This window comes from Streptomyces abyssomicinicus, assembly GCF_008974245.1.
Taxonomy (GTDB): domain Bacteria; phylum Actinomycetota; class Actinomycetes; order Streptomycetales; family Streptomycetaceae; genus Streptomyces; species Streptomyces abyssomicinicus.
Window position 1 is genome coordinate 134,748 of record NZ_BBZI01000009.1, and the last position, 11,194, is coordinate 145,941.

The 11,194-nt window shown below is 73.8% G+C and carries 10 protein-coding genes; 2 read left to right on the forward strand and 8 right to left on the reverse strand.

From position 1 onward, the window contains the following. Positions 1 to 23 precede the first annotated feature (23 nt). Together GBN72_RS21035 and GBN72_RS21040 are read right to left on the reverse strand one after the other, a co-directional pair. Positions 24 to 518, reverse strand: coding sequence for an ATP-binding protein (locus GBN72_RS21035; RefSeq protein ID WP_151773435.1), 495 nt, complete (start codon positions 516 to 518; stop codon positions 24 to 26). A gap of 295 nt (positions 519 to 813) precedes the next feature. Next, entirely contained in the window at positions 814 to 2,646 is a 1,833-nt protein-coding gene (locus GBN72_RS21040; protein WP_151773436.1) for a S9 family peptidase, read from the reverse strand. 166 nt (positions 2,647 to 2,812) lie between these two features. Here GBN72_RS21040 and GBN72_RS21045 point away from each other — a divergent pair, with 166 nt between their 5' ends. Further along, a complete protein-coding gene (locus tag GBN72_RS21045) occupies positions 2,813 to 3,679 on the forward strand; it encodes an SURF1 family protein (RefSeq protein WP_246212719.1) in 867 nt (288 codons plus the stop codon). Between the two features lie 476 nt (positions 3,680 to 4,155). Here the strand turns inward: GBN72_RS21045 and GBN72_RS21050 are convergent, their stop codons facing one another. From GBN72_RS21050 to GBN72_RS21075, 6 genes are all read right to left on the reverse strand, one after another. Beyond that, positions 4,156 to 5,205 (reverse strand): hypothetical protein, encoded by a 1,050-nt coding sequence (locus GBN72_RS21050; RefSeq protein ID WP_246212721.1) that lies wholly within the window; start codon positions 5,203 to 5,205, stop codon positions 4,156 to 4,158. Positions 5,206 to 5,366: 161 nt separating this feature from the next. Continuing rightward, complete coding sequence (locus tag GBN72_RS21055; RefSeq protein WP_151773438.1) at positions 5,367 to 6,068, reverse strand: SigE family RNA polymerase sigma factor; 702 nt, start codon at positions 6,066 to 6,068, stop codon at positions 5,367 to 5,369. Positions 6,069 to 6,505: 437 nt separating this feature from the next. Continuing rightward, the gene (locus GBN72_RS21060; protein WP_151773439.1) at positions 6,506 to 7,798 is read right to left on the reverse strand and encodes an aspartate kinase; all 1,293 of its coding nucleotides are present in this window, start codon (positions 7,796 to 7,798) and stop codon (positions 6,506 to 6,508) included. 255 nt (positions 7,799 to 8,053) lie between these two features. Next, positions 8,054 to 8,713 (reverse strand): DUF5063 domain-containing protein, encoded by a 660-nt coding sequence (locus tag GBN72_RS21065; RefSeq protein WP_151773440.1) that lies wholly within the window; start codon positions 8,711 to 8,713, stop codon positions 8,054 to 8,056. Next, complete coding sequence (gene recR, locus GBN72_RS21070) at positions 8,706 to 9,305, reverse strand: recombination mediator RecR (RefSeq protein ID WP_151773441.1); 600 nt, start codon at positions 9,303 to 9,305, stop codon at positions 8,706 to 8,708. The genes GBN72_RS21065 and recR overlap by 8 nt, the downstream gene beginning before the upstream one ends. 72 nt (positions 9,306 to 9,377) lie before the next feature. Beyond that, positions 9,378 to 9,722, reverse strand: a complete 345-nt coding sequence (locus GBN72_RS21075; protein WP_151773442.1) for a YbaB/EbfC family nucleoid-associated protein — start codon at positions 9,720 to 9,722, stop codon at positions 9,378 to 9,380. 489 nt (positions 9,723 to 10,211) lie between these two features. On the opposite strand from GBN72_RS21075, the gene GBN72_RS21080 reads away from it, so the two are divergent. Further along, positions 10,212 to 11,090, forward strand: a complete 879-nt coding sequence (locus tag GBN72_RS21080) for an SLATT domain-containing protein (protein WP_246212724.1) — start codon at positions 10,212 to 10,214, stop codon at positions 11,088 to 11,090. Positions 11,091 to 11,194: the final 104 nt, after the last annotated feature.

Sequence of the window (11,194 nt, forward strand, 5' to 3'; positions counted from 1 at the left end):
CCGCCGACGGGCGTGGTCCGGTGTCAGCCGATCTTGAGCTCCGCCCAGACGGTCTTGCCGAGGGGCTCGCGGGGACAGCAGCCCCAGCGGGTGGCGAGGGCGTCGACCAGGACCAGGCCGCGGCCCGACTCCTCGTCCACCGGGGCCCGGCCCGGGGCCGGGGGCGGGGTCTCGGAGGCGTCGACCACTTCCACGCGGGCCAGACCGGCGGGCTCGTCGACGGTCAGGCGGAGCGCGAAGTCCCGACCGGGGACCCGGCCGTGGCGGACGGCGTTGGCGGCGAGCTCACCGACCAGCAGGGCCACCGTGCAGGACAGGTCGGAGGCCGGGGGGTGGCCCCACTCGGCGAGCCGGCGTACCGCGCAGTGCCGCGCCTGCCGGGCCCCACGGGGCGATGACCTGAACTGGGCGGCGAAGACCTGCGGTTCCGGGGCCCCGGCGCCCCCGGCCACCGGCAGGTACCGCTCGGGGGCACGCCGCCGGGGGATGTCGTTGGAGCTGGTCGTATCTGTGAGCACGGCCTATCCGTATCCCACCCCGGGGGCGTTGACGCATCGGAGAGTGAAGGAATCGTGACCTTCCGTATACCTATGCGTCCCTGACCGCTACCCACAGTCGCAGATGGGGAGAAAACGGATCATGACGGCCCGCCGGGCGGGAGGGCGGCGAAGGCCGTCCCCCCGCCCGGCAGACGGGCGTTCTGCCGGGCGGCCGGCGACCGGCCGGTCGTCTCCCGGCGACCGGTCGGTCGACCGGACCGGACCGGGCCGGACCACCCGGGCCAGACCGTCCGGGCCGATCCGTCCGGGCCGGTCAGTCCGCCGCCGGCAGGTACCGCGCCGCGAAGTCCAGCTCCAGCCGGACCTGCTTGATGCGCTCGTCGACCACCAGGGAGCCGTGGCCCGCGTCGTAGCGGTAGACCTCGTGGACCGCGCCGCGCGCCTCCAGGCGCTTGACGTAGTTCTCGACCTGCCGGATCGGGCACCGCGGGTCGTTGACCCCCGCGGAGAGGTACACCGGCGCCTTCACCTGGTCCACGTAGGTGATCGGGGAGGACGCCTCGAAGCGCTCCGGGACCTCCTCCGGGGTGCCGCCCAGGAGGGTGCGGTCCATCGCCTTCAGGGCCTCCATCTCGTCGTGGTACGCCGTCACGTAGTCGGCGACCGGGACGGCGGCGATGCCCAGGGCCCACGCCTCCGGCTGGGTGCCCAGGCCGAGGAGGGTGAGGTAGCCGCCCCAAGAGCCACCGGTGAGGACCAGGCGGCGCGGGTCGGCGAGACCGGAGGAGACCGCCCACGCTCGGACCGCGGCGATGTCCTCCAGCTCGATCAGGCCGACCCGGTGCTTGAGGGCGTCCGTCCACTCCCGGCCGTAGCCGGTGGAGCCGCGGTAGTTGACCCGGACCACCGCGTACCCGTGGTCCACCCAGGCGGCCGGGCCGGCGGCGAAGGAGTCGCTGTCGTGCCAGGTGGGACCGCCGTGGATCTCGAAGACGGTGGGCAGCGGGCCGCTCGCGCCGGCCGGCTTCTGCACCAGGGCGTGGATGCGGCCGCCGGGGCCCTCCACCCAGACGTCCTCCACCGGCACCGACGCCGGCGCCTTCATGCCGGGCGGGTCCAGCACCACACGTCCGGAGGTGGAGCGCACCGCCGGCGGCTCGGCGGCGGAGGACCACAGGTACTCGACGCTGCCGTCGGGGCGGGCGGTGGCTCCGGAGACGGTGCCGGGCGGGGTGGCGATCTCCAGGAGGGAGCGGGTCGCCAGGTCGTGGCGGAACAGCTCGCTGCGGGCCTCGAAGCTGTGCGCGATCAGCAGGCCGGAGCCGTCCGGGTACCACTCGGCGCTGACGTCGCCGGGCAGCTCCAGGGCCAGGTCGGTCTCCTCGCCGGTGGCGACGTCCCAGACCATGGGCTCCCAGCGGCCACGGCGCTGGTGGCCGACCAGGAGACGGGTGTCGCCGTCGACCGGGGCGAAGCCGAGGACCTCCAGGCCCAGCTCCACGGTGCCGCCCTTGGTGTCGTCGAGCTCCGCGACGGTGGTGCCGTCGGGGCGCAGCACGCGCAGGGCGGAGTGCATGGCGTCGCCGTGCTCGGTGTGCTCGATGGCGATCAGCGAGCCGTCGTGGGAGAGGTCGCCGACGCCGGCGGACTCGGCGTGGTGGTAGATCTCGACCGTCTCCTCGCCGGTGCGGGCGAGGTGGACGGTGGTGCCTTCCTCGTCGACGGAGCGGCCGACGACGGCGGTGCGGCCGTCCCTGCCGAGGGCGAGACCGGCGGGGTAGGAGGGCTCCAGGCCGGGGACGGCCTCCTCGTCGGGGCCGCCCTGGAAGGGCTGGCGGCGCCAGACGCCGAACTCGTCGCCGTCGGTGTCGTCGAACCACCAGATGGAGGCGCCGTCCGGGGTCAGCACGCCGTCGGTGGTGCCGTTGGGGCGGTCGGTGACCTGGCGCTGGGTGCCGGTCGCGCGGTCCCAGGCGTACAGCTCGTAGGTTCCTGTCGCGTTGGAGACGAACAGGGAGCGGTCCGGGGCGTCCTCCGCCCAGTCGGGCAGGGACACCCGGGGGGCCCTGAATCGCTTCTCCCACGCCGGCATGGTCTGCGGCGTCGTCCTCGTCGGCGCGTCGGCCGGCCCGTTGCTGTCAGTCATGGCCCCATGGTGCCTGCTCGGCGGGTGACGTGCGGCCTTCCGCCCCCGCCTGTGGACAACTCCCGCCAGGTACATGCCCTCCTGCCCTTCCCCCTCGGGCGGCGGTGGGCCGGCGGCGCGGAGGGCGGAGGGTGGGGCCAATGGGCGCACCGGTACCGTGGACGGCGTGTACCGGTTTCTGCTGACGCCCCGCTGGTGGGGGATCAACGTCTTCCTGCTGCTCGCCGTGCCGTTCTGCGTGTTCATGGGGACATGGCAGCTGGACCGGTTCGAGACCCGGGTCGACGGCCACCGTGACGCCACGGCGCGCGCCGCCGAGGACCGCGAGGCCGATCCGAGCACCGCGCGTCCGCTGGACGAGCTGCTGCCCGTGGACAAGGAGACGGTCGGCGACCAGGCCACCGTCACCGGCCGGTACGCGGAGCAGCTGCTGGTGCCGGACCGCGAGGTGGACGAGCGGCGCGGTTACTACGTGCTGACCATGCTCCGCGCCGACGACGGCAAGGCGCTGCCGGTGGTGCGCGGGTGGCTGCCCGGGGACCCCGATCCGGCGGCCGTGCCGGCTCCGCCGGCGGGCGAGGTAACGGTGACGGGGGCGCTGCAGGTCTCCGAGGTGCCCGGCCAGAACGGCGTGCCCGCCGCGGGCGGGCTGCCCTCGGGGCAGACCGGCGCGATCAGTGCCGCGTCGCTGGTGAACCTGGTGCCGTACGAGGTGCACGACGCCTGGGTCACGCTCAACGAGGGCGACGCGGGGATGAAGGCGGTGCCGCCGGCGGCCGCGCCGGACAGCGGGCTGGACCTGAAGGCGTTCCAGAACCTCGGCTACACCGGCGAGTGGTTCGTCTTCGCCGGCTTCGTGGTCTTCATGTGGTTCCGGCTGCTGCGGCGTGAGGTGGAGTTCGCCCGCGACGCCGAGCTGGGCATCCTGCCCGAGGACGGCGACGGCAGCGCCCCGGCCGGCGGCGACGGCGAGGCCGCGGAGGTCCTCCCGGAGACGCCGGAGCGGCGGGAGTCCGCTCCCGCCGCTTCCTGAGGCCCGGTTCCCTGCCCCGTCCCAGGTGACTCCCGCGGCGCCTTGGGCGGCCCGGCCCCTGCTTCGGCCCGGCTCCGGTCTCCGGGCCTGACCGCCCGGGCCCCGAGAGCGCCCCCGACCCTCCAGGCCCCGGGACACCGGCCCCGACCGTCCGAATCCTGGACCCCGCCCGGTCCCCCGCCCGGTCCCCCGCCAGGCCGTGACCCGGTGTCAGACGCACGCGAGGATCGATCCGGGGTCGGCCTCGACCCGCCCGGGTCCCGCGACAGGCCCCGCCCCGCCCGGCCGGTCACCGATCCTGACCCGCCCGGAACCCGGGACACCCGCCCTGCCTGCCCGGAGCCCAGGACACCGATCCTGACCCGCCCGAAACCCGGGACACCGACACGGCCCGCCCGGAGCCCAGGACACCGGCCCTGACCCGCCCGGAACCCGGGGCATCGCCCGGCTCCCGGCCCCCGGGCCGGGGCCCGGTGTCACGCGCCCGCGAGGATGCCCGTCCGGTGGACGGTGCCCGCGCAGGCCCCGGAGACGGTGACCGTGGCCGGCGTGCCGGCGCCGTCCGCGCCCTGCGGGCGGTAGGTCACGGCCACGCTGCCGTCGGTGCTCGTCTGCGCGATGCCCAGCTGCGTCGTCACACCGTCCGCGGTGGTCTCGCCGCCCGTGGGGCCGGTTCCCTTCTCCCCGGTGGTGCCCTCCGTGGCGGGGGGCGTGGTGGTGCTCCCATCGCCGCCGCCCGTCGGGCTGCCGCCGTCCGTACCGCCCGACGTCGGCGGAACGGACGGGTCGCTGCCGGTGGGACAGGAGGCGGACGGCACCCAGGTGAAGCGGATCTCGTAGGTCGCGCCCGGACCGAGCAGCAGCCGGTCGACCTCCTGGTCGGCGTCCTGCCGGGTCACGACGATCCGGGCCGGGTCGGCCGCGCCCTGGGCGGTGGCCGAGACGGTGCCCGGGTCGCTCACCGCGCAGCCCGCGATCGACGAGTTGTAGATCCGGAACACGCCCGCGACGCTGCCGTCCTGGGCGGCCGTGGCGACCTCGGTGCCCGAGACCGTCAGCTGTCCCGCCGTACAGGCGGGCGCTCCGGCCGGGGTGACCGCCTTGTCCCCGTCCTTGGCCCCCTCGGAGCCGGAGCCCTTCGCGTCGGCGTCCTCGGTCACACCGGGCAGGCCGGGCAGTTCCCTGCCGAACCCGCCGGCGGCGCCGGCGCCCACGTCGTCGCCCTGGCCGCCCTGCGCCTCGGTGCGGCCCGCCACGCTGCCGGCCCGCACGTCCTCGGCGGAGCCCGCCGAGGACACGTGCAGGGCGGTGGGGAGGGCGGTGCCGGCGAAGAGCGCCGCCGCGGCCACGCCGACCAGTGCCTGGCGCTTGCGGGCCCGCCGCGCGGGCACCGCCTGCCGGAGGTAGTCGAGGGTGTCGTCCCTGGGCTGGAGGTCGTCGACGGCCTGGTGCAGCAGGCGCCGCAGCTCCGCCTCGTCCGGACCGAGCCCGGACCCGAGGCTCTGTTCGTCGGGGCGTTCGTTCACAGGTTCGTTCCCACCATGCGGTTCGTGCGGGCTGAAGTGGCTCTGGCCGGCCGGCTGTTCGGCGTCCTCCGGTAGCACAGGATGCCAGGAGTGGCGGGTCCTGCGGGCCCGGGACGGCCGTGAACGGCCGGAACCGGACCCCGGTATGCCCTCGGGTCCGGTCATGCGGTCGCTCCCATCGCGACCCGCAGGGCGGCGATGCCGCGCGATCCGTAGGCCTTCACCGAGCCGACGGATATGCCCAGCGTCTCGGCGACCTGGGCCTCGGTCATGTCGGAGAAGTACCGCAGCACCAGGACCTCGCGCTGACGGCGCTGCAGCCCCTTCATCGCCTTGATGAGGGAGTCGCGCTCCAGCTGGTCGTAGGCGCCCTCCTCGGCGCTCGCCATGTCGGGCATCGGCTTCGACAGCAGCTTCAGGCCGAGGATGCGGCGGCGCAGCGCGGAACGGGAGAGGTTGACGACCGTCTGGCGCAGGTAGGCGAGCGTCTTCTCGGGGTCACGCACCCTGCGGCGCGCCGAGTGGACGCGGATGAACGCCTCCTGCACCACGTCCTCGCAGGAGGCGGTGTCGTCCAGGAGCAGCGCGGCGAGGCGCAGCAGCGAACGGTAGTGCTCCCGGTAGGTCGCGGTCAGGTGGTCGACCGTGGTGCCGGCCTGGGCCGCCGCCTCGGTTCCGGCGGCGGGCGACGGCAGGGCTCCGCCGTCCCCCTTCCTGGGGGCGGGGACACGTGCTCGGCGCGCCGACGGCATGGGCGCGATCACCGGCATGCCACCCGGCGTACCGCCGGGTCTGGCGGGCCGGCGGTAAGGGCGCGGGCCGGCGCCACGCGCCGCCGCTGGGAAGTCGAGAACGTCTGCCACGCCCGTTGGACGCCCCGGCCCCCGTGAGGGTTGTACGCCCTCGTCGACCGCTTCCCGAAACTTTCCATCGCCCCGCTCTTCCCCTCACGTCCTCGACCGTCCCCCACCGCCCCGACCGTCCTCACAGCGGGAGAGCGCGGCGTCCCCGTGAACCGCACCCGGCTCCCGCTCCATGAGTAACCGGAGGGGGAAGGAGAATCTTCGGACGGAGGCCGGGGCCCCGGCAAGTGCCTTCGGGGGGCCCCGCACACGTCCGACCCCGATCATATAAAGCGAACGCCCCCTGGCCAGGGGAATCTTCGCGCCGTCGGCACGGAGTCGACATGGAAGAACCCCCTCTTCCCCGCCCGGAAGGACGAGGAGGAGGGGGCTCTCAGTTCCACCGCGGGAAGGCCGCTTCCACGGCCCGTCCACCACGGGTCACCGAACGGGTCCCGTCAGCGCCCGGTGCCGCCGTAGACGACGGCCTCGTCGCTGTCGGAGTCGAGGCCGAAGGCGCTGTGCACGGCGCGCACCGCGGCGTTGACCACGTCGGCGCGGGTGACCACCGAGATGCGGATCTCCGAGGTGGAGATCAGCTCGATGTTGACGCCGGCCCGGCTGAGCGCGTCGAAGAAGTCGGCGGTGACGCCCGGGTTGGTCTTCATGCCGGCGCCGACGAGCGAGATCTTGGCGATCTGGTCGTCGTAGCGCAGGGAGTCGAAGGCGATCGCGGTGCGCGCCTTCTCCAGCGCCTCGATGGCCTTGGGGCCGTCGGACTTCGGGAGCGTGAAGGAGATGTCCGTCAGGCCCGTGGAGGCCGCGGAGACGTTCTGCACGATCATGTCGATGTTGATCTCCGCGTCGGAGATCGCGCGGAAGATCGCGGCGGCCTCGCCCGGCTTGTCGGGCACGCCGACGACCGTGACCTTGGCCTCGGAGGTGTCATGGGCGACACCGGAGATGAGCGCCTGCTCCACCTGCTGCTCCCCTTGCTGCTGCGTCGTCTGGACGAACGGCTCGTTGCTGACCCAGGTGCCGGGCAGCCCGCTGAAGGACGACCGCACGTGGATCGGGATGTTGTAACGGCGGGCGTACTCCACACACCGGTGGAGCAGCACCTTGGACCCGGAGGAGGCCAGCTCCAGCATGTCGCCGAAGGAGATCCAGTCGAGCTTCCGGGCCTTCTTCACCACGCGCGGGTCGGCGGTGAACACGCCGTCCACGTCGGTGTAGATCTCGCAGACGTCCGCGTTCAGCGCGGCGGCGAGGGCGACGGCGGTGGTGTCGGAGCCGCCGCGGCCGAGGGTGGTGATGTCCTTGGTGTCCAGGCTGACGCCCTGGAAACCGGCGACGATCGCGACGTTGCCCTCGTCCACGGAGGCCTGGATGCGCCCCGGCGTGACATCGATGATGCGCGCCTTGTTGTGGACCGAGTCGGTGATGACACCCGCCTGGCTGCCGGTGAAGCTCTGGGCCTCCTGGCCCAGGCTTTTGATCGCCATGGCCAGCAGGGCCATGGAGATCCGCTCTCCGGAGGTCAGCAGCATGTCGAGCTCGCGCCCGGCAGGGATCGGTGACACCTGCTCGGCGAGATCGATCAGCTCGTCCGTCGTGTCGCCCATCGCCGAGACGACGACAACCACCTGGTTGCCGCTCTTCTTCGTCTCCACGATCCGCTTGGCGACGCGCTTGATGCCTTCGGCATCGGCTACGGAGGAGCCTCCGTACTTCTGCACGACAAGGCCCACGTGCGCTCCTCGCTCGCTTCGTTTCTCTCCGCGCGCACAGGTGTGCGGCGGTCGATTCAGTCTAACGAGCGGCTGAAAATCCCATCCGGTCAACCGGATGATGAGATGTCCTTTTTGCGTACTGCTTCGCGTACGGCCGCCCGCAGGCGACCGGGGCGGCTCCCGCACCACCCCGGCCGAGGCGCACCTCCCCCGAACGGGTGACGGTAAACCCCTGAGCAGGCTCTACGCGCTCACTCGGCCGGCCGCGGCGGCCTACTTCACGCGGCGCAGGCCCAGCGGACCGGCGATCTCCTGGACCATGACCTCGCCCGCGGCCTCCGCCAGCGCCTCCTCCTCGAGGTGCTCGTCGGTGTCCAGGCCGTCCAGCGCCTCCAGGGGCTGGTTGAGCCGGACGTGCGCCACGACGGACTGGAGCGCCCGCAGGGCCCCGGAGGCCATCGCGCCCCAGTTGGAGAGGTAGGAGAACTGCCACCACCACAGCGCCTCGGACACCCGGCCCTCGCGGTAGTGGGCCATGCCGTGCCGCAGGTCGGTGATGACTCCGGCGAGGTCGTCGGAGATCCTGGCCGGCACCGGCGCGCGCCGCGGCTGGTACGGGTCGAAGACCTCGGAGTAGACGTCGACCGGCTCCAGCATCGTGGCCAGCCGCTCGCGCAGCTCGTCCACGTCCGGCTCCGGGCCCATGTCGGGCTCGTAGGGCTCGTCCGGCACGATGTCCTCGTGCGCGCCGAGACGGCCGCCGGCCAGCAGCAGCTGGGAGACCTCCAGCAGGAGGAACGGGACCGCCGAGTCCGGTTCGTCGCCCCGGGCGACCTCGGTGACCGCGACCAGGAAGCTCTCGATCTGGTCGGCGATCTGGACCGCGAAGTCGCCGGGATCCAGTGCGGTGGAGTGCAGCGTCGCGTCAGACATCTAGGAGTCGTCTCCCCTCGAAGGCGCGGCCGAGGGTGACCTCGTCCGCGTATTCCAGGTCGCCGCCCACCGGGAGGCCGCTGGCCAGGCGGGTGACCCTGAGGCCCATGGGCTTGATCATCCGGGCGAGGTACGTCGCCGTGGCCTCGCCCTCCAGGTTGGGGTCGGTGGCGAGGATCAGTTCGGTGACGCTGCCGTCGGCGAGCCGCGCGAGCAGCTCGCGGATCCGCAGGTCGTCGGGGCCGACGCCCTCGATGGGGCTGATGGCGCCGCCCAGGACGTGGTACCGGCCGCGGAACTCACGGGTCCGCTCGATCGCCACCACGTCCTTCGGCTCCTCCACCACGCAGATGACGGAAGGGTCGCGGCGGGGGTCACGGCAGACCGCGCACTGCTCCTCCTGCGCGACGTTCCCGCAGGTGACGCAGAAGCGGACCTTGGCCTTGACCTCCATCAGGGCCTGGGCGAGACGGCGGACGTCCGTGGGCTCGGCCTGCAGGATGTGGAAGGCGATGCGCTGCGCGCTCTTGGGACCGACGCCGGGGAGTCTCCCCAGTTCGTCGATCAGGTCCTGGACCACGCCCTCGTACAACGCCCTGCCTGCCTTCCTCGGGGCTCCCGGTGGAGCCGCCTTCCCTGCGTACCGTAGTCGCCGCCGACCGGGTCAGAAAGGCAGACCGGGAATACCGCTGCCGCCGCCCAGACCGTCCGCCAGCGGGCCCAGCTTCTGTGACTGGAGCTGCTGGGCGTTGTCGTTGGCGGCCTTCACCGCGGCGACCACCAGATCGGCGAGGGTCTCGGTGTCCTCCGGGTCCACCGCCTTCGGGTCGATCACCAGGGCGCGCAGCTCACCGGAGCCGGTGACCGTGGCCCGGACCAGGCCGCCGCCGGCCTGCCCCTCGACCTCCGTGTTCGCCAGCTCCTCCTGGGCGCGGGCCAGATCCTGCTGCATCTTCTGGGCCTGCTGGAGCAGCTGCTGCATGTTGGGCTGGCCACCACCGGGAAACACGATTCAGCTCCCTGAACTCGCTGGGCTTGTCGGCTACGTGCATGGTGTGCGCGGTGTGCGTCGTCCTCGCGTTGCTCTTGTGGTCGTACGACACACGCCAACGACACGTCTGTCCTGAGCGGGCGGAAAGATTCACCCCTCCTGAATGAGCCTACGCGGTCGACGCGGAGGGCGCGCCGTCACACTTTCGGGTGAGCGTGTCGGCGGTCCTCCACCTGATGACGGGCCACTTCCGGGGGGTTACCGGTTTCAAACCGGTGCCTGCACCACTCGTTGGGGGGTAGGAAGGTTGCCGACACCGGAGCACGCCACGTGACCACGGAGTTACGGAGCGTACCGGGCGGCGGCCGGTGGCGACCCGGGCCGTGGGGGCGGGTGCGGGCCGGCGCGTGACGCCGGGGCGGTCCGAAGGGGCCGTCCCGGCGAGCGCACCGGCCCGGGCGCGGTGGGTCGCAGTGATCGATGGACGGGTTGTTGGGGAGTGGCCGGGTGAGTCAGCCGGAGATGCCGGAGAGCGGGTCCGAGGAGCCGCCGTCGTCGCCGTCGCGTGAGGGCGGGCGGTCCGAGGGGCCGTCGGGCTCGGGCGGACGGCCGGGGGCCGGCGGGCGGCTCCGCGGCACGACCGCGGCGGCCGGGGCGCGGGCCGCCCTCGGACGGTCCGGCGGCGGCCGGGCGGGCGGCGGCCCCGGGCTGCCGGGGGACCTGCTGGGACGGCCGTTCCCCCAGGGGGACTGGGACGTGCCGGCCCGGCGGCTGGACGAGCTGTACCGGTGGGTCGAGCGGTGCGCGCTGGAGACCTCCGCCTGGTACCTCGCCGACCGGGTCTGGAAGCGCCGCGCGGCCCGGGCCCTGCGGGGCGGGGCGGCGACGGGCGCGGTGCTGGCCGGGGGCCTGCCGCTGCTGGACCTCGCCGAGGTCGTCGACGGGGCGGCGCCGTGGGGGTACCTGTCGCTGCTGTTCTCCCTGGCCTGCGTGGGCGCCGACCGGTTCTTCGGGGTGACCTCGGGGTGGATGCGGGACATGGCCACCGCGCAGGCGGTGCAGCGGCGGCTGCAGGCGCTGCAGTTCGACTGGGCGTCGGAGAACGTGCGCGAGGTGCTGGGCCCCACGGAGGGCACGGCCGGTGAGGCGGCGGAGCGGTGCCTGGGGGTGCTGCGGCGGTTCTCCGAGGACGTGACGGAACTGGTGCGGGCGGAGACGGCGGACTGGATGGGCGAGTTCCGGCGGGGTGACGTGCCCGCGGCGGCGCGGGGGATCGCCGATGGGGGCCGCGCGGAGGCGGCGCTGCCGGCGGGCGGCGCCGGGCGGTTCTCCCTGGCCACGGCCCGCCCGAACATGCCGCGGCAGCGGCCGCCGGAGCCCCGGTGAGCGGCCCGGCCCTGGTGAGCGCCCCGGCCTGTCGCGGCCGGCTGCGGGCACCCGTGCCGCCGAGGGCGGCACGGGTGGGCGCGGGGCGCACGCGCGCACGTGAC